The organism is Paenibacillus sp. FSL R7-0345 (assembly GCF_038595055.1).
Lineage (GTDB): Bacteria > Bacillota > Bacilli > Paenibacillales > Paenibacillaceae > Paenibacillus_AQ.
The window spans coordinates 5,397,376-5,416,594 of record NZ_CP152002.1 but is presented as its reverse complement, the minus strand read 5'-3'; the positions used below and the strand labels follow the sequence as shown (position 1 = coordinate 5,416,594).

General features: G+C 53.7%; 15 protein-coding genes. 9 read left to right on the top strand and 6 right to left on the bottom strand.

The window, feature by feature from the left end; genetic code table 11:
• Positions 1–99 precede the first annotated feature (99 nt).
• Complete coding sequence (locus NST84_RS23375; protein ID WP_342562513.1) at positions 100–1,683, top strand: extracellular solute-binding protein; 1,584 nt, start codon at positions 100–102, stop codon at positions 1,681–1,683.
• Positions 1,684–1,743: 60 nt separating this feature from the next.
• On the opposite strand, the gene NST84_RS23370 is transcribed toward NST84_RS23375, so the two are convergent.
• Both NST84_RS23370 and NST84_RS23365 read right to left on the bottom strand, forming a co-directional pair.
• On the bottom strand, positions 1,744–2,481 hold the full coding sequence (locus NST84_RS23370) for a glycoside hydrolase family 16 protein (RefSeq protein ID WP_342566503.1): 738 nt from the start codon (positions 2,479–2,481) through the stop codon (positions 1,744–1,746).
• A gap of 132 nt (positions 2,482–2,613) precedes the next feature.
• Entirely contained in the window at positions 2,614–3,336 is a 723-nt protein-coding gene (locus NST84_RS23365; RefSeq protein WP_342562512.1) for a glycoside hydrolase family 16 protein, read from the bottom strand.
• Positions 3,337–3,532: 196 nt separating this feature from the next.
• On the opposite strand from NST84_RS23365, the gene NST84_RS23360 reads away from it, so the two are divergent.
• Together NST84_RS23360 and leuS are read left to right on the top strand one after the other, a co-directional pair.
• The gene (locus NST84_RS23360; RefSeq protein ID WP_342562511.1) at positions 3,533–4,600 is read left to right on the top strand and encodes an AI-2E family transporter; all 1,068 of its coding nucleotides are present in this window, start codon (positions 3,533–3,535) and stop codon (positions 4,598–4,600) included.
• 407 nt (positions 4,601–5,007) lie between these two features.
• The gene (leuS, locus tag NST84_RS23355) at positions 5,008–7,458 is read left to right on the top strand and encodes a leucine--tRNA ligase (protein WP_342562510.1); all 2,451 of its coding nucleotides are present in this window, start codon (positions 5,008–5,010) and stop codon (positions 7,456–7,458) included.
• Positions 7,459–7,531: 73 nt separating this feature from the next.
• On the opposite strand, the gene comER is transcribed toward leuS, so the two are convergent.
• Complete coding sequence (comER, locus tag NST84_RS23350) at positions 7,532–8,383, bottom strand: late competence protein ComER (RefSeq protein ID WP_342562509.1); 852 nt, start codon at positions 8,381–8,383, stop codon at positions 7,532–7,534.
• A gap of 139 nt (positions 8,384–8,522) precedes the next feature.
• On the opposite strand from comER, the gene NST84_RS23345 reads away from it, so the two are divergent.
• The 6 genes from NST84_RS23345 to NST84_RS23320 all read left to right on the top strand — a co-directional run bounded on the left by NST84_RS23345 (position 8,523) and on the right by NST84_RS23320 (position 14,373).
• Positions 8,523–9,140, top strand: a complete 618-nt coding sequence (locus NST84_RS23345; RefSeq protein ID WP_342562508.1) for a helix-hairpin-helix domain-containing protein — start codon at positions 8,523–8,525, stop codon at positions 9,138–9,140.
• 84 nt (positions 9,141–9,224) lie between these two features.
• Positions 9,225–9,830, top strand: coding sequence for a TetR/AcrR family transcriptional regulator (locus tag NST84_RS23340; RefSeq protein WP_342562507.1), 606 nt, complete (start codon positions 9,225–9,227; stop codon positions 9,828–9,830).
• Positions 9,811–10,314: a flavodoxin family protein gene (locus NST84_RS23335; protein ID WP_342562506.1), complete on the top strand. Its 504-nt coding sequence runs from the start codon at positions 9,811–9,813 to the stop codon at positions 10,312–10,314. Before NST84_RS23340 ends, NST84_RS23335 begins: the two co-directional genes overlap by 20 nt.
• Entirely contained in the window at positions 10,314–10,985 is a 672-nt protein-coding gene (locus NST84_RS23330; protein WP_342562505.1) for a hypothetical protein, read from the top strand. Before NST84_RS23335 ends, NST84_RS23330 begins: the two co-directional genes overlap by 1 nt.
• 69 nt (positions 10,986–11,054) lie before the next feature.
• A complete protein-coding gene (locus NST84_RS23325; RefSeq protein WP_342562504.1) occupies positions 11,055–11,573 on the top strand; it encodes a dCMP deaminase family protein in 519 nt (172 codons plus the stop codon).
• Positions 11,574–11,688: 115 nt separating this feature from the next.
• Positions 11,689–14,373, top strand: coding sequence for a ComEC/Rec2 family competence protein (locus NST84_RS23320; protein ID WP_342562503.1), 2,685 nt, complete (start codon positions 11,689–11,691; stop codon positions 14,371–14,373).
• A 207-nt stretch (positions 14,374–14,580) separates the two neighbouring features.
• Here the strand turns inward: NST84_RS23320 and NST84_RS23315 are convergent, their stop codons facing one another.
• Genes NST84_RS23315 through NST84_RS23305 form a run of 3 tightly spaced genes read right to left on the bottom strand, consistent with a single transcriptional unit; the run spans position 14,581 to position 19,125 of the window.
• A complete protein-coding gene (locus NST84_RS23315; protein ID WP_342562502.1) occupies positions 14,581–16,380 on the bottom strand; it encodes an ABC transporter ATP-binding protein in 1,800 nt (599 codons plus the stop codon).
• Positions 16,364–18,094, bottom strand: coding sequence for an ABC transporter ATP-binding protein (locus NST84_RS23310; RefSeq protein ID WP_342562501.1), 1,731 nt, complete (start codon positions 18,092–18,094; stop codon positions 16,364–16,366). Before NST84_RS23310 ends, NST84_RS23315 begins: the two co-directional genes overlap by 17 nt.
• Before the next feature lie 41 nt (positions 18,095–18,135).
• A complete protein-coding gene (locus tag NST84_RS23305) occupies positions 18,136–19,125 on the bottom strand; it encodes a LacI family DNA-binding transcriptional regulator (RefSeq protein WP_342562500.1) in 990 nt (329 codons plus the stop codon).
• Between the last annotated feature and the right edge of the window lie 94 nt (positions 19,126–19,219).

The window sequence follows — 19,219 nt, the reverse complement described above, 5'->3', positions numbered from 1 at the left end:
TTGCTGTAATACAAAAGAATTGTATCACACACGGTGTTTAACGGGTTTGTGTTACAATCTGTTCGACCCGCACGTATTTTTCGAGAAGCAGGTGTTTTCATGAAAATGAATGTATTGCTGCTGGCGGCCCTGCTGGCATTGTCGGGCTGTTCCTTCGCCGGCTCCTCCGGCCAGAGCGTCCCTACGGCCTCTCCGGATGGCCAAGAGCCTAAATTCGACATCAAGCTAGGCAAATATGATCCTCCAGTAGACCTCTACACAGTAGGCTCTGTTAATCCCAATCTGATTTTTAAAAAGGGGGAGAGCCTTGAGCACAACGTGCATACCATCTGGGCTGAGGACCGTCTGGGTATCCGCATCCGCTATTTGTGGACCATTTCAGGCACCTCTGAGACCTATGCCAACAAGCTGAGGCTTGAACTGGCAAAGGGCAATATGCCTGATGTGGTAACAACGAGGGATGCCGACATTATCCAGGAGCTGATCGATTCCGGGCAATTCATGGAGGTAGGCAGTCTATTCGAACAGTATGCCTCCGATACCTGGAAGAAGGCTGTAGCCGAAGACAGCTCGGTGTGGAATGCCTTTATGCGCAACGGCTCCAAGTATGCGATTCCCATTATGGATTATGAATATAATTCCGATCCGCTGCTCTGGATCCGGCAGGATTGGCTGGACAAGCTCCATATGACGGCGCCGCGCACACTGGAGGAGCTGGAAAAGGTCATGGATGCCTTTGTTAACGGTGATCCTGATGGTAACGGGGCAAAGGATACCTACGGTTTATCTGTTGCTTTCCGTAACGGCCCCAACACCTGGATGGGGGACAGCAGCTGGATTTTCGGTGCGTTCGGAACGGTTCCGGAACAATGGAACCGCATGAGCGACGGAACATTGCAGTATGGCTCGGTACAGCCGGGCGCCGAGCAGGCAGTTTCGCTGATGAAGCATTGGGTGCAGCAAGGATATTTATCCGGCGACAGTGCCTGGCTTGATGAAGAAGGCGCTGCCAATTTATTCGTCTCCGGCAAGGCTGGAATAATAGCCGGACCTTACTGGATGCGCGGTTGGCCCCTGTCCTCCCTGACCGATGCAGACCCGGAGGCAAGAATAAGGGCGGTTGCCATCCCTTCAGGCCCGGATGGAACCGTAATGCGAAGAGGCACCCTGCCTGTCAATGGCGCTATTCTGATCAATAAGAAAATGAAACACCCCGAGATCTTTTTTACCTATCAGAATTATTTGTTTGATTATTACGCTACCTCAACCGGCGAGTTTGCCAACGGTCTGGCTGAAGGCTATGACTGGACTATGATTGACGGTAAGCCGACCATAAATCCCTCCGCCCTGCCGCTGGGTGGCATCCGGGTCGCCTCCTATACGCTGACCTTCGACGGCGCGAGAATTCCTTCCGAGGTCGTTAAGGAAATTCCGGTGGATATTGCCCCTGTGCTGCTGGCCCAGAAGGAGGCCTCGCGCAAAGAGCAGTTTACGGGACCTCCGACCAAGACCATGAAGAGCAGCGGGGAGCTGCTGAAAAAGCTGGAACAAAAAAGCTTTCAAAAGATGATCTTTGCAGACAGCGGCATCGGGGAATTCAATGAATTCGTTGAAAAATGGCAGGCATACGGAGGTTTGGCCGAAACCTCTGAAATCAATGCCTGGGACCGGAGCGGGCCATGAGCACCGCAGGACAAGAAACCGCCTTGAACAAGGCGGTTTCTTGTCGGAAAAGCACCGGATTCATTTTTCCGACGATTTATCCGGAGTATAGCGGAACTGGTCATAGTAAGCATGGAGCGGGGTTTTGCCGTCATAAGGCTCTAGCCAGGAATCTACACCTGTTCCGTTCCAGAGATTCATCATGATCCGCCCGGGAGTAGAGGGGATATTCTCGGTTGCCGTGTGAACAGGGCGTCCATCGATATACCAGGTGATCGCATCCTTTTTCCACTCAAAGCCGTACCAGTGAAATTCCTCTGCGGCATCAAAGTCAAGCTCAATGACCTGCTCATGCTCGCCGACACCGTCAGTGAAATAATTGAACTGCACCTGCCGCGTGTTCTTGCCCAGAAATTCAATATCAATTTCATCCCAGGGCTCACCCTCCGAGGGGCCGGTATAGGTGAAAAAGGAGGAGACGATTCCGGGATTGACGGCCGGCTTCATACGGATTTCATACAATCCATAACCGTACTTCTCAAGCGAACGGTACTCCGCTCCATCAAATTCGCCGGAAGCAGGGCTTGTGAGTGAAAGAATCATCTGGCCGTCATCGCTGAAGGTTATGTTTTTTTCGCTCCAGGTGCAGTTGAACATAGAGCCGTTGGAGTAGCCATCCGTCTTTTTCCAGAACTCTTCGTTAAACCTTGTGAAATCGTCCTCCACGCTCCCTGCGGCGGATTTGGATGAAGATGAAGTGATGGCTTTAATGCCGACAACTATCGATGTAAGCGCCAAGACAGCTGCCAGCGTTTTCATGTACTTCCTGCGTATCAATGCTGTTCCTCCTGTATTCTTTCTTGCTACTATCGTACTTAATGATGGGAACAGCCGCCATACCAATGTGTCAATCTGAATAACAATTTCTAAAGGTAAGGCTCTGCCCCCTTGCTAGTTACCGGTATACTTTAACCAATCATAATAGGCGTATAGCGGATTAGCCCCGTTATATGAGCCCAGCCAGGAGTCTACCCCTGTTCCGTTCCAGAGGTTCATCATGATCTTGCCGGCGTGGGACGGGATGTTGCTGGTCGCCGTATGCTTCAGTACTCCGTCCACATACCATTTAATGTACCCTGGCTGCCAGTCGAAAGCATAGGTATGATAGCCTTGGGATGCATCAAAGCCAAGATCTACGATTTTTTCATGGCCTCCGACCCCGTTGGTATAATAATTGAATTGAACCTTGGTTGTATCCTTGCCCAGAAACTCGATATCAATTTCATCCCACGGATTCCCGTCGGAGGGACCGGTATAGGTGAAAAAGGATGAGACAATTCCGCTGTTTTTTGCCGGTTTCATGCTAACCTCATACTTGCCGTACCCGTATTTGTATACGGACCGCAGTTCTGCGCCGTCAAACTTGTTGGTGCTGGGGCTGGTCAGTGCCAGGCGAAGCTGTCCGCCGCTTGTAAAGGAGATATTGCCGGCGCGCCAGGTGCAGTTAAACATTCCGCCGTTGGAGTAGCCGTCTGCTTTTTGCCAGGTTGCAGAATTAAAGTAGGTCAGGGGCTCATAAAAGACAGTGGCGGCGGAAACGGCCGGTGATCCTGCGAGAATTCCGGTGAGCAGCAGAACGAGACAAGCGATAGAACTTTTGAATACTCTTTTCATTAATACATCCCTCCTTGGAATGAAAGCGTTTTACAATATGTATTTTAGCCAATGGCCCCCCGGCCAGCTATACCAACTTCCGGTCCGGGATAACAAAAAAACAATTTTTTGCAGGGGGGACAAGAGTATTTCGCCGCTCTCCCACACATACTGATATTGCCTGCTTGCTTAGAGTAAACCGGATAGGAGGGGTAATATGGAGCAATGGTCCAAAAGTAAATGGTTCCGCTGGATGATCGGAGTACTGCTGTCCCTGATGATCCTATACTTTGTCTGGCTGCTCCGTCCGATGCTGCAGGGGATTTTTGTATTTTTAAAAGCCATCCTGGCGCCATTTCTGGCTGCCATGATTATATCTTACGTTCTAAACCCGGTGGTCAGCATGCTGGCCGGCCGGAAGATGCCGCGCAGCGTGGCGGTACTGCTGATCTATACGGTATTCCTGACCACGCTGGCCGTAATCGCCATCAATCTGATTCCGATGTTTATTGAGCAGCTTGAGGAGCTGAATGAGCATTTGCCGGAAATGACCCTGCACGCCCAGGGGCTGATGCGCAGCATGAATTCAAGGCTGATCCCGCCGGGGGTGGAGACAGGGATGAACAACTGGTTCTTTCAGCTCGAGAACCGGCTGGCCGGGGGCATCTCCCATTTCCTTGATAACATCGGCTCTACGATCGGGGTGCTGTTCAACGCCTTTATCGTGCCGTTTCTGGTCTTCTATATCCTGAAGGATTTCGACGTGTTCGAACGGACGGTGGTATCCTGCCTGCCCCGCTCCCGCCGCAGATCGATTGTCAAGCTGCTGAAGGATATTGACGATGCGCTGGGCAATTATATCCGCGGACAGTTTCTGGTCTGCCTCATTATCGGCGTGCTGGCTTACATCGGGTACGTGATTGTGGGCATGCCTTATGCGTTGCTGTTTGCCTGTGTGGTGGCTGTATTTAACATCGTTCCCTACATGGGCCCGTTTCTCGGGGCTGCCCCGGCCATTGTGATGGCTACTACAATCTCTATGCGGCTTGTGCTGCTGGTGGCGGTTGTGAATACACTGTGCCAGATGCTGGAGAGTAATGTCATTTCTCCCCAGGTTGTAGGACGGAGGCTGCATCTGCATCCGCTGTTAATTATTTTTGCCCTGCTGGTCGGCGGCGAAGTGGCGGGAATGATCGGTTTGATTCTGGCCGTGCCGGTCTTTGCCGCCGGAAAAGTCGTGATTCAGCACCTGTTTACCTACTATATCCGGCGTAAGCCGGTATAGGGCAGCAAAAACGTTGACTACCGGCAAAGAATTTGTATATAATATTGTGTAATATTACGCTTGTTTTAATAAATAGTTATCGATGATGAGGAGTATTAGTTCGCTGGACGTTAGCTCAGAGAGCCGGTGTACAGGTGCAAGCCGGTTAACGAAGCGGATGAACTCACCTCGGAGTAATGGCGCAAGCCGCAGGGCTCTGTAATTTATTGCAGGCCCGTGTGTGAACCGCCGTCGGCTCACCCCCGTTAAAGGGTGTCAAAGTGAGCGGCAGACATAGCATGTCCGGCTGCTAACTAGGGTGGTACCACGGGAATTCAGACCTCTCGTCCCTAGCGTTTATACGCTGGGGATGGGAGGTTTTTTGGTTTGAAAAGTACAGCAGCAGTAACTCCAAGGAGGAGAACAAGATGAGTGAGAACCAGACAAGTACGGTGGCCGGAGCCGGCTACCGCGCCCAGACCATTGAGCCGAAGTGGCAAAAGTTCTGGGATGAGAACAAAACCTTCAAGACAGGTGAAGACGCGGATAAACCGAAATTCTATGCGCTGGATATGTTTCCGTATCCTTCAGGTGCAGGTCTGCATGTAGGCCATCCTGAGGGCTATACAGCAACCGATATTATCTCCCGTTACAAACGGATGCGCGGCTACAATGTGCTTCATCCGATGGGCTGGGATGCCTTCGGCCTTCCGGCAGAGCAGTATGCCATGGATACCGGGCAGCACCCGCGTGACATTACCGTTAAGAACATTGATAATTTCCGCCGCCAGATCAAGTCGCTGGGCTTCTCTTATGACTGGGACCGCGAGATCAGCACAACGGATCCGGAATACTACAAATGGACCCAGTGGATTTTTATCCAGCTGTATAACCGCGGCCTGGCTTATGTTGCCGAGGTCTCTGTGAACTGGTGTGAAGCGCTGGGAACGGTTCTTGCCAATGAAGAGGTTATCGACGGCAAAAGCGAACGCGGCGGCCACCCTGTTGTGCGCAGACCGATGCGCCAGTGGATTCTGAAAATTACCGAGTACGCGGAACGCCTGCTCGAAGACCTGGATGAGCTGGACTGGGAAGAGAGCATCAAGGATATGCAGCGCAACTGGATCGGCAAATCGACCGGTGCGGAAGTCAACTTTGCGATTGACGGCCATGATGCAAGCCTGGAAGTGTTCACTACCCGCCCGGATACGCTGTTCGGCGCAAGCTATTGCGTACTGGCACCGGAGCACAAGCTGGTGGATGTGATTACAACGGAAGCGCAGGCTGCTGCCGTAGCTGAATATCGTGAGAAAGCGGCCCGCAAGAGTGATCTGGAGCGTACAGATCTGGCAAAAGAAAAAAGCGGCGTATTCACCGGAGCTTATGCCATCAATCCGGTCAACGGCGCTAAAGTGCCGGTCTGGATTGCTGATTATGTACTCGCAGGCTACGGAACCGGAGCCATTATGGCTGTTCCGGGCCATGATACCCGTGACTGGGAATTCGCGAAGCAGTTCGGCCTGGACATCATTGAAGTCGTGCAGGGCGGTAATGTTGAAGAAGAAGCATACAGCGGCGACGGCCCGCATGTGAACTCCGGCTTCCTGAACGGCCTGGACAACAAGGAAGCTATGGCCAAAATGATCTCCTGGCTGGAGGAGCAGGGCAGCGGCAAAGGCAAAGTGACCTACCGCCTGCGTGACTGGCTGTTCAGCCGCCAGCGCTACTGGGGTGAGCCGATTCCAATTCTGCATCTGGAAGACGGCACAATGAAGACTGTGCCTGTAGATCAGCTGCCGCTGATGCTGCCGGATGTCGATGCAATCAAGCCTTCGGGTACCGGTGAATCCCCGCTGGCGAACGTAACCGAATGGGTGGAAACCGTTGATCCGGAGACCGGTATGAAGGCCCGCCGCGAGACTAATACCATGCCGCAATGGGCCGGCAGCTGCTGGTACTACCTGCGTTATATCGATCCGCACAATGACAAAGAGCTGTGTTCGCCTGAGCTGCAGAAACAGTGGCTGCCGGTTGACCTGTACATCGGCGGTGCCGAGCATGCGGTGCTTCACCTGCTGTATGCCCGTTTCTGGCATAAGGTGCTGTACGATATCGGCGTAGTAGATACGAAAGAACCGTTCCACAAGCTGGTCAACCAGGGTATGATCCTGGGTAACAACAATGAGAAGATGAGTAAGTCGCGCGGTAATGTTATCAATCCGGACGAAATCGTGGACGCTTATGGCGCAGACACTCTGCGCGTATACGAAATGTTCATGGGGCCGCTGGAAGCAACCAAGCCGTGGAACGAAAAAGGCGTGGAAGGTGTACACCGCTTCCTGTCCCGCGTATGGCGCCTGTTCGTGAATGAGGACGGCAGCCTGAGCAGCAAGATTACGGCTGATGGCGGTACCGACGAGTTCAAACGCACCTGGCACAAAACGCTGAAAAAGGTAGGCGAGGACTTCGAGGGCCTGCGCTTCAATACAGCAATCAGCCAGCTGATGATCTTCATCAACGATGCCTACAAGCAGGAAACCTTGTCCCAGGAAGCGGCAGAGCACTTTGTACAGATGCTGTCGCCGCTGGCGCCGCATATTGCTGAAGAGCTGTGGCAGCTGCTCGGACATGAAGGAAGCATCAGCTATGTTCCATGGCCGGCTTACGATGAGGCCTGGACCGTAGATGCTGAAGTGGAAATCGTTGTACAGGTGAACGGCAAGATTGTACAGCGCGCACTGGTGGCAGCAGAAATGGGCAAGCAGGAAATGGAAGAGCATGCACTGGCTCTGCCTAATGTGCAAGCCGCTGTGGAAGGCAAAACCGTCCGTAAAATCATTGCAGTACCCGGCAAGCTTGTAAATATTGTAGTGGGTTAAGCGAAGAACGCAACTCTACCCGCAGCTACGGAGGAATCCGTGCTGCGGGTTTTTTGTTAGAAAAATAAGTTGTCTAACGGTCCAGCGGACTCTGGGCAATCCCGTCACGGCCAAAGGAAGCATCCAGCAGCTCCACATCCTCCTCATACTTGTCATGAGTGGTTGTAATCAGCCGTTCGAATACTCCTTCCAGGCTGGTGCGCAGATGATTCAGCGCTTCTGCCGTAATACCGCCGCGGACGGCAACCCGTTCCTGCAGCTCCTGGGGAGTGAACGAGCCTTCGGTCAGCAGCTTGCCTGTGCCAAGCAGCATCTCACCGGCCAGCCGGCTGACCAGCGCCTCATCAATGCCGGTGGCAGCAACGGCTGCTTCAATCCACCGTTCAAGGAAATAGCTGAGGAATGCCGGGCCGCAGCTGGAGAAATCCGAAGCAATCCGGGTATGACTCTCGGGGATTTCCGCAGGTACGCCAATGAAGGAGAACAGCTGGAGCAGTGCCAGCCTGTCTTTTTTATTTAACCTGCTTCCGAAGATGCAAAGAGAAGTCCCGCTCTTGACGGAATGGGTAATGCTGGGAATAATCTTGGCAATTTTGGACGGCAGAACGGATTCCAGGTGATGAAGCTGGACGGGGCTGGTAATGGATACGACAATCTGCTCACTGCGCAGATAGGGGGCAATCTCATCAGTCAGTGCTTTAAACTGTAAAGGTTTGACACACAGAAAAACAATATCGCTTCCTGATGCAGTTTCAATGTTGCTTGCACACACAGTTAATCCGGGATGCAGCTTCTGAAGCTCCAGCAGCTTGCCCGGACTACGGTTACTGGCCAGTACATTGCATGGATCAAGCGCTCCCGAATTAAGAAAGGTGTCGATGAGCAGACCGCCCATGCTGCCTGTTCCGATAAATCCCACTTTCATCCTGTGGTAACCTCCTTTCTTATGGTACTGGGCTTACAGGAATACTCTTCCTTCAATGTATGCCGGCGAGTCTTGGACAAATGACATGGTTTACGCAGGTTTTTGAACAAAATTCCATAAAAATTAAGGAGATTGGCTGATGAACAAAAGAAGAATTGGATGTGCAATCGCTGCTGCGCTGCTGGGCGGCGGGCTGGTCTGGGCTGCGGATCACAGAACGGCGGAAGGAATTGACGGCTGGGAGACACTGAATACGGGGATGGCACAGGCGCTGGGAGTAGAGGAAGGAGCAGATGCGGTATCTGCAGGTAAGACGGAAGGCAGTGCGGACCCGGCTGGGGCAGGCGGAAATGACGGCGCGGCGGCAGCTGTGGTGAGCAGCGGGACGGCAGAAGCTGCGGGAAGTAGTGAAACGGTAAATGGCAGTGATTCGCCGGGAGCTGGAGTTAATGGTGAAGCGGTAAAAGATAGTGATGCAGCGGGAACGGGTGTGCAGGGAACCGCAGGCGGCGGAGGAGCAGATGCAGCAGGAACTGCTGGGAGCACCGCCGCAGCGGCGGATGGGAGTGTTAACGTGAACACAGCTGATGCTGCTGCACTGATGGACCTGCCGGGAATCGGAGAGAAGAAGGCCCAGGCGATTATTGATTACCGCAGCAGCAAGGGGGTCTTTCGCAGCCTGGCCGATCTGGGCAAGGTAAAGGGGATCGGTCCCAAGATGCTGGAAAAGCTGGAGGGGCTGGTTATTTTCAATTAGTAAAAAGTGTAACATTAATCTTGACACTGTCTAGATAGAGGAATATATTTACAGTGTGAAGTTTAGAAGAAGGAGCAGTACACTTTGAATCAGAAACGTTATCATCATGGCGATTTACGGAACACATTAATTGAAACCGGTATTGAGCTGATTAACGAGGAAGGGGCGGGCGGATTTTCCCTGCGCAAGGTAGCGGCCAGATGCGGGGTTAGCCACGCGGCTCCGTACAGTCATTTTAAAGATGTGCAGCAGCTGATGGCGGCAATGGCGGATCACGTCACAGAACAGTTTACGTTTTGCCTGCAGGCTTCTATTGAAGGGCAGGAAGACCCGATGTCAGCAATGGGGGAGCTGGGCACGGCTTATATTGCTTTTTTTGAGCAGCACCCGGCTTATTTGCCGTTTCTGTTCTTTCAGTCAGGCATCACGATTCAAGCGGACGGTGGAGATGAGGATGTTCCGGCTTACCCGCCGTTTGCGGTATTCCGGACGACAGCCTGCCGGCTATTCCGCAGTCTGGGGCTTCCGCCTGAACGGGACGGTACCATGCTGATGTCTTACTGGTCGCTTGTTCACGGGGTAGCTTCTCTTTTGTCCAGCAGCGGCATCCGTTATTCGGGGAATTGGCAGGAGGCATGGCAAGTCATTCTTCAATCAGGAGGAACAGAGGATGAGACTGATCGTGCATGATCTGGCGGAGCAGGAGTATAACACCTGGCTCGGCGGCTTCAGCAGGGATACCGACGAAGTAATCGGGGATACGGAAGCTATCCGGCACTGTGTAGGCTGCTTCGGCTGCTGGGTGCGCACTCCGGGCACCTGTGTGCTGAAGGATGATTATAAGCATATGGGCGAACGGCTTGCCGCCTGCGAGGAGTTTATATTTATCAGCCGTAACGTGTACGGGGGCTACAGCCCGTTTGTCAGCAATGTTTTGAATAGGACGCTGCCGTATGTTCTGCCGTATTTCATGACCAGGAACGGTGAAACTCATCATCAGCAAAGATATGAGCGCCAGATCAGATTTACGGTTCATTTTTACGGGGAGGGCATGACAGAGCCGGAACGGGAAACGGCACAGTCTCTGGTGCGGGCTAACGCGCTTAATCTGGATGCGGCGGCATACTCGGTTTCTTTTCACGATACGCTTAATAGCCTGAAGGAGGTGCAATAATGAGAATTGCGCTGATTAACGGCAGTCCCAAGGGCGGAGCAAGCAACTCCGGAATTCTGCTGGAAAAGCTTAAGCCGCTTATTGCCGAAGGCAACGAGCTTAATGCATACCGGGTTAACGTGAAGCCGCTGAGGCCGGAGCAATACGGGGAGCTGAACGAAGCGGATGTGCTGGTACTGGCTTTTCCGCTCTACTTTGATGCCATTCCTTCACATTTGCTGCGGATGATGGTCGGGCTGGAGCAATTCCGGCAGAGTGCAGCTGGAAACCCGGATCTCATCGTATATGCGCTAATTAACAATGGATTCTATGAAGGCCATCAGTGCAAAATCGCGGCGGATATCGTGCGTAACTGGTGCAGCCGCTGCGGGTTCCGCTTTGGTATGGCAATCGGGCACGGGGCTGGTGAGATGTTTAAATCATTGAGCCAGGTACCGCTGGGTAAAGGCCCGCTGAAGAATCTCGGCAAGGCGATGGATCAGCTCTCGGCTGCTATTCTTACCCGGAGCAGTGCCGATTCGCTGTTCATTCAGCCGAATTTCCCGCGTATTGCCTGGCGTATGGCGGCGACTTATTCCTTTTGGCATCCTCAGGCAAAGAAGAACGGGCTGCGGCCTAAGGATCTGCGGAGTCAGCCCTTTCAGCAAAGCGGGAATGGGAGCCACGGTTAATCATATTGAAACAGTGCCACAGTATGTTACAATAGTGAACAACTAAGAAGAGAAAGTGGAGAAACGCTGATGACTGTGGCCTACCGTAAAAACTGGGATACATACTTTATGGACATTGCCTGCATGGTCTCCACCCGTTCGCGCTGCCCGCGCCGGCATGTTGGTGCTGTGCTGGTGCAGGGTAAGAAGCTGCTGGGTACCGCTTATAACGGAGCTCCGATGGGCGTGCCGGATTGCTCAGAGGCCGGCTGCATGGTATCTGAACAATATGAACGGGAAATGGTAGACGGCGTGGAGACGATGGTGAAGAAGCAACGCTGCATCCGCACGATTCATGCCGAGCAGAACCTGCTGCTGTTCACTGACCGGAGCGACCGGGAGGGCAGCACCGTCTATGTTACAGATGAACCCTGCTGGACCTGTGCCAATATGCTGGCCAACAGCGGGATTGTCGAGATCGTCTATCTGCGGCCCTACCGCAAGGATATGAAGAAGGTTGAGGCTATGCTGGAGTCGAAGGGAATTGTTTTCCGCCAGCTGGAGAATTACGAGCCGCCGAAGGAAACGATGATTACGGTATCGGAGTAACGGAGCGTTTTTAACAGAATCGGAAAAGCAACAGGGGAAGAACCTCTGCACACGCATGGAATTGCGTAGGCAGGGGTTCTTTTTGTTGTTTCAGGATACAAGGGGAGGGAATTAAATGAACAGGAGGCCGCTTTTAAGCTTCACGATCTGTTGGGTAGCCGGCAGCGCCGCGGGCTGCTTGTTTGGCGGATATCAGTTGCTGGCCGGGGTGGCCGTCTGTCTGCTGCTGATCACTCTGTGGACGCTCAGCGGGAGAATCGGGTGGAGACCTGCCGCTGTATTTGTGCTGGCACTGGCTGCGGCAGCGCTGTATTGGGAGTGGACTGAGGCGCGAAATGTCAGCCTGCTGCCGGAGGCGCTGGGCAGGCCGGAATCCGGACTGAATGAAACATACATAACAGCAGAAGGTGTTATTGCTTCCCCGGTGGAGCGGGATGGGGACCGGGTGGATTTTAAGCTGAAGCTGTCACGGATTGTGGGGGATGGACAAGAAGGGCAGGCAGAGGAAGCTGTAGCCGCAGATTCAAAAGCCGCAGAGTCCGTAAATGCGGATGTGACGGCCGAACCGGCAGCGGCAGCTACAGACCCGGCAGGTGAACAGATTGCTGTGCAGATCAAGCTTCAGGCGGAAATTGAAATCGCGGTAGCGGCGCAGTGGCAGCGCGGAGACAGGGTAACCGTCACGGGAGAGCTTGAGCTGCCGCCGGTTGCGCGGAACTTTGGCGGCTTTGATTACCGCGCGTATCTGCAGACGCAGCGGGTTCACTGGCTGCTTAAGGGGACCGGTACAGCCAGTGTTACGGCTGTGCCTCCGGCATCCTGGCAGCTGACTGGCATTCTGCGCTGGAATGATGCAGCCCGTGCTGCACTAGGCGCCGAGATGGACCGCCTGTTTCAGGAGCCGCATGCCGGCTATATGAAGGGGCTTGTTATTGGCATTCAGGACGACCTCGATCCTGAGACCTTCAAGCAGTTCTCACAGCTCGGACTGACGCATATTTTGGCCATTTCAGGGATGCATGTGGCTGTCTATGTCGGGGTTATCCTGTTTCTGCTGCGGCGTCTGCGGTTTACCCGTGAAACGGCGTTGACCCTAACGCTGCTGCTGGTTCCGGTGTATGTGATGCTGTCTGGTGCCGGGCCGTCGATTGTACGTGCCGGTCTGATGAGCATGATCGCCCTGCTGGCTGCAAGGCTTGGCCTGTTGAAGGATGGAATGAACATTCTTGCCGCTGCAGCGCTGATGATGCTGGTCTGGAATCCGTATTTCTTGCTCAGCGTCAGCTTTCAGCTGTCCTTTCTGGTAACGGCCGGACTTATGGTCTACACGCCTTTGGCGGCGCCGCTATTTGCCAGGCTGCCTAAATGGCTGGGAGGTTCCGTAACAGTAACGCTTATTGCGCAGCTGGTATCTTTTCCGCTGACAGTTTATTACTTTAACCAGTTTTCATTGCTGTCTTTTATCGCTAATCTGCTGCTTGTTCCCTTTATTACGTTTCTGGTGCTTCCGCTTGGCACGCTGGCGCTCCTGCTTGGAAGGTTCTGGAATACTGCGGCTTCTGCGGTTGCCGGAGCGGCAGAAGTGCTTAACAATTGGACGTTTGCGGCAGTGGAATGGGTAAACGGATTTACGGCAGGCGTGCTGATCTGGGCATCTCCGTCTTTACTGTGGATTTGCATTTATTATGGTCTGCTCTATGGTCTGCTCTATGCATTGAAGCAGCGGAGGGAGGCAGGGTTTGCCCCACAGTATATGGAAGATGAAACCCGGCCGCTGGGGGAAGCAGAACAGGAGGGAGCGGGAGGCCCCCGTCAAGTTTTTCCGTCTCCGTATGCCCAATTCCAATCCGGGTCGCGCGGCAGCCGTTATGCAGCCATAGTGTGCGCTGCCGCGCTGGCTTTGCTGCTGTATAAGGGCTATTATGCGGAAAGACTGAACGGTGCCGGAGCCATAAGCTATCTGGATGTGGGCCAGGGCGACAGCATTCTGATTACGACACCGGAGGGGGCTCATATTCTCGTCGACGGCGGCGGAACGGTAAGCTTCGGGAACAAAGAGGCCTGGCGCATCCGCCGCAACCCTTTTGAAGTAGGAGCCAAGACCCTGCTGCCGCTCCTGAAGCAGAGGGGGATTCACCGGCTGGATGCGGTAATCCTGACCCATGGCGACCAGGATCATGCGGGCGGTCTGCAGGCAGTGCTGGAAGGAATGCCGGTCTCGTCGCTGCTGTTCAACGGAACACTGTCCGGCACGGAGCCATATGCCAAGCTGATGGAGACTGCGCTAGCCAAGGGAGTCCGGCTGTATGCTGTGCAGCAGGGAATGATGCTGGCTCCGGATAAGGTAACACATTTGCATTTTCTCTGGCCAGAGCCTGTGCCGGATGCGCAGCAGCTGCTTCCGGAAGTGGAAGAGCAGAACCACGAATCGGTGGTGTTCCGGCTGGAGATGAATGGCCGAAGCTTTCTTTTTACGGGAGATATGGATGAAGAGGCTGAGGAAGAGATTATTCAGGCTGCGCAGCAGGCTGGAATCGGGGAAGCCGGACCTGTAGATGTGCTAAAAGTAGCTCATCACGGAAGCAAGACTTCTACAGGGGCAGCCTGGCTGGAGTTCTGGAAGCCTGCTACCGCAGTGATCTCGGCCGGAGTCAACAATCTGTACGGGCATCCAAATGCCGGTGTGCTGGAAAGGCTGGAGGAAGCTGAAGCGGCAATATACCGGACGGACCTGCATGGGGAGGTACAGCTAAAAGTGATGGAGGAGGGGATAAGGGTGAGGCATAAGCTGACAGAGTGAAGGTGATGATTAAAACGGGCTGTGTTAAACCTGCAGGAATAGACAATTGACAGCCCGAGAGACAAGGAGAGTATCGCATAGATTGGACAGTAAAGCTTGAATGTCGGTCTTGATTTATAAGGAGAGCTATAATATAGGCAGTTTGAGGAGGCGAGTTAATGCCCGATGATCTAATCGCCCCCAGCAAGAATAACGGTACATTTTCCTTTAGTGTCGGCTAATCGGCCCCGAACCTATAACATGCTCCCGGCTCTCTCTCAGCAGCCGGGCATAGTAACCGCCGCGCTCCAGCAGCCGCCGGGGCGGGCCGGATTCGGCGACCTGCCCGTTCTTCATCGCGATGATCAGGTCGGCTCCGGCGATAGTGGACAGACGGTGGGCGATGATCAGCGTGGTGCGTTCGCGGGCCACATTGTCGATGGCCTGCTGGATCAGCTTTTCCGTGCGGGTATCGATGTTCGCGGTAGCTTCATCCAGCACGAAAATCGCCGGATCATGGGCAATCGCCCGGGCGAAGGAGATCAGCTGCCGCTGTCCGGCAGAGAGCGTTCCGCCCCGCTCGGTAACCGGCTCGTCGATTCCTGCCGGATATTCCTGTACGAATTCAATGGCGCAAGAGGCCTCCAGCGCATACTGCACAGTGTCATCCGCAATCTCGTCGCCCAGCGTAATATTATCGCGGATTGTGCCGGAGAACAGGAAGACATCCTGCAGCACGACCGAAATGTTCCGCCGCAGATCATCCAGCCGCATCTCATTCACATTGACGCCGTCGATGAGGATTTCTCCCTTTTGCACCTGGTAAAAGCCGTTGATCAGACTGATAATGGTCGTTTTGCCCGCGCCGGTCTCGCCGATAAAGGCTGCCGTCTGCCCTTTCCGGATTACAAAGCTGACGTCCTTCAGCACCCAGTCGGTATCCTTGTAGGCAAACCAGACATGGCGGAACTCGATGGTACCGTCCAGCCGCTCTACAGCGACTCCGCTCTCCGGATGCTCCAGCCGCTCCTCCTCACGAATCAGCTCATCGATACGCTCTGTAGATACAAGTGCTGATTGAATTGAGGTATATTTGTCAGCCAGATCAGAGATCGGGGCGAAAAACTGCCGGATATAGGTTGTGAACGCGTACAGCACGCCAATCTGCAGCACACCGCCGGAGATTTGGCCGATGCTGAACCAGACGAGGATGGCAATCGCCAGACTCTGGAACATATCCGATGCCGGCTTCAGTATACTGTTGAGCCGCACCTGGATCAGCGTGGTCCGGAAGTAATCCCCGTTCAGCTTCAGGAACTGCTCCTCCTTCTCTTTTTCCGCACGGAAGATCTGAATGACCCGCATCCCCGCAACGCTCTCGGCAATAAAGCCGTTGATCTGCCCGATGTAATGCTTCATGTGGAAGAAGTTCTTTTTGATTTTGTTTTTGATGAACAAGACCAGGAATACAATCACCGGAATAACGGTAAAAGAAACAAGCGTAAGCTGCGGGCTGAGCATCAGCATGGCGTAGATAATGCCGATCAGCAGCAGCACATCCTTAACCAGCGAAATGATGACATCGGTATACAGGTCGCTGACCTCAGCGGTGTCATTCGTCGCCCGGGTAATGAGCCGGCCGGACGAGGTGCGGTCCAGAAAGGACAGCGGCAGTCGCTCGATAATCCCGAACACCCTGACCCGCAGATCATGAATCAGGCTCTGGCCGACCTTACCGACAATCAGCGCCTGCAGGTACGCAAAGCCGGAGCCCGCCGCCGACACCAGCAGATACAGCAAAGCCAGACCAAGAATAGAGTCAAGACCATGCTCTGCCGCACCGCCGATCAGAAAATGGTCAATGACCCGCTGCAGCAGCAGCGGCTGGACCAGAAAAGCCGCATTGATAATAACGACGCAGACGCAGGCCAGGAGGAGCTGAAAGGTATAAGGGCGGGATAACCGCAGCAGCAGCTTTACTGCGCCGGATTGAGGCTTTTTAGGCCGTGGACTAATTGCAGTCTTCATGCTGTTCCGTGTAGATATCAAAGTACAGGCCTCCTTTCGTAAGCAGCTGTTCATGCGTCCCGCGTTCGGCGATAACCCCTTTGTCGAGCACAATAATCTCATCTGCTTCCTTAATGGACGAGATGCGGTGCGAGATCAGAATATTGGTTTTGCCTGCACGGACCTGCCGGAGGTTCGCCAGAATCTGCCCTTCCGTCACGCTATCCACTGCCGACAGCGCATCATCCAGAATCAGAATAGCCGGATCACTGACCAGGGCGCGGGCGATGGCCAGCCTCTGCTTTTGTCCGCCGGACAGATTGACACCGCGTTCTCCGAGAATCGTATCATAGCCGTCCGGAAAGCTATTGATACTGTCCGCAATCAGTGCGGATTTAGCCGCCTGCCGGACCTCAGCATCACTATAGCTATCCTTGAAAAAGGCGATGTTATCCTTAACCGTAGCGGCAAAAACAAAGCTGTCCTGCGGCACATAGCCCATTCCGCGGCGCAGTGCCTCAACCCCGTAATCGTTGATATCCCTGCCGTCCAGGCTGATCTGCCCGCGCTCTACATTGTAGAAGCGGAAGAGCAGCGAGGCCAGTGTACTTTTACCGGAGCCGGTGCGGCCGATGATGCCCAGACTGTGTCCCTTAGGGAGGCTGAGTGTGATGTTGCGCAGGGCAGGCGTATCCGAGCCGTCGTAACTGAAGGTCAGATTGCGAAGCTCAGCTTCACCTTCAGGCTGATTCTGGATCGCCTGCGGCTTATCCTTAATGTCAGGCTGCACCCGCAGCACCTCATACAGTCTGCCCAGAGAGGCTATGCCGCGCTGAATGGTGGTGACGATTTTGCCGATAGACACGATAGGGCTGATGATCAGGCTCAAATACCCGTTAAAAGCGACGAAATCCCCGACACTGATATCCCCGCGCATAACCAGACGGCTGCCGTACACCAGATTAATAACAAAACAGACCGCAAAACCGAATTCGATCATCGCCGGCAGCGCCGCAGAGACACGGATCAGATCCAGATTGGCCTGTTTCATCCTGCTGCTCAGCTCACTGAAGCGCTCCATTTCTGAACGTTCCTGCACATAAGCTTTGATAACACGGATACCGGAGATGTTTTCCTGAACCTTGCCGGACACGGCGCCGAACTGCTGCTGGACCACTCTGAACCGGGTCTGAACCTTACGGCTGCTGAAAAGCATAATTACAATGATAAAAGGCAAAGGGGCAAGCGTAGCCAGGGTAAGACGGGGATCGACTGTAGCGAACATGAAGTAAATGGAGGAGCAGCAGATCACAATGCCGTTGAACGACATCGCCGTGGCCGGACCGAACGTCATCCGTACCGCGGATATATCATTGATGGCATAAGCGATCAAGTCGCCTGTCCTGCGGCTGTTATAAAAAGAGGGAGAGAGCTTCAGATAGTGCCGGACCAGCTCCTCACGCAGGTAACATTCGAGGTTGCGCGCGCTTTTGATGATGATATTTCTCCATAAAAAAGTGCAGGTGAACACGCCGGCGGCAATCAGCACCATCCACAGCACCTGAAGCTGCACCTGCCGGGTGTCAAAGCCGCTGACCTTCATCAGATCAACCGCACGGCCCAGCACCTTGGGAAACAGCGTCTGAATAAAGGAGGCGGCGAACATAAAAGAAAACCCGATCAGGTAATCCGTCTTGCGGGCTTTGAAAAAACGCAGCAATATTGAGGATTTCATTGACATCCCACCTTTTGAAAATACACCTGCCTGTATCGATCTCAGATGCTCCTTACGGATTCTCTTTCCACAAAAGTGCTAAGCACAGCAATATTCTCCGCAGGCTTCTGCGGGTCGGCAATCCGGCTGAGCAGTGTGGCTACGACTCTCAGGCAGGAGTAATCGATATTCAGATCCATCGTAGTAAGCGGAGGGGTTGAAAGAGCCGATATTTCCGTGTTGCCGCTGCTGAGAATGGACACATCCTCCGGAACCTTAATTTCACGCTCCTGCAGAAGACGGATCAGCTCTATAGCCGCGAAGTCATGCTCACAGATAAAAGCGGTCGGAAGCCCGCCTTCGGCAATCAGCCCGGACAGCCTGCTCCCAAGTGTATCATCACGCTCCCAAAAAAACGCCCCGTCAGCCGGCAGGCCATGCTCCTCCAGAGCGGAGGTTATGCCTGTTTTCTTTTCCTTGTTGCGGTAGGCGCTAAGATTCCCTACAAAGCCGATTGCACGGTGCCCGCGGCCGATCAGATACTGGCACTGCTTGTAGCCGGCATGCAGGAAGCTGAACCACACACTGTCGTAATCATAGGCTGGTGAGTACCCCACATATAGAATCAGCGCCGGAATCTGCTTATGAATAAAGGAAATATAGTCACTGTTAAATCTGCCGATAAAAATAACCCCGTCGAACTTGTAGCCTTTACTTAAACGGTAAGGCAAGGCCAGCCTGTTCTGGTGCTCCTTATCGACGAATTCAATGCTGTAATCCGTATCGGCCTGCTGCAGCGCCTTCTCGATCCCCTGAACCTTATAGCTGAAGTTGCTGTTGTCATGCTGGTAGGGCTTCTGGTGCAGGACCAGAATTTTCGGAGGCGCTGCTTTACGGGGCCGGATATAGCCCATTTCCGCTGCTTTTTCCACAATCCTGGCCTTCATTTCCTCGCTGATGCCGCTCTGATCCGCCAGCGCTCTGCTGACCGACACCGGAGAGAGCCCGAGCGCTTCCGCGATCTGGGTCAGCGTTACCTTTTTGCTTTTCATAAGAATCCCCCGTTGTTGCTGTACAACACAGCAGCTTATGCCTGAATACTGTTATTATATTCCTGTATTACACAGGATACAACGCAATAAAACG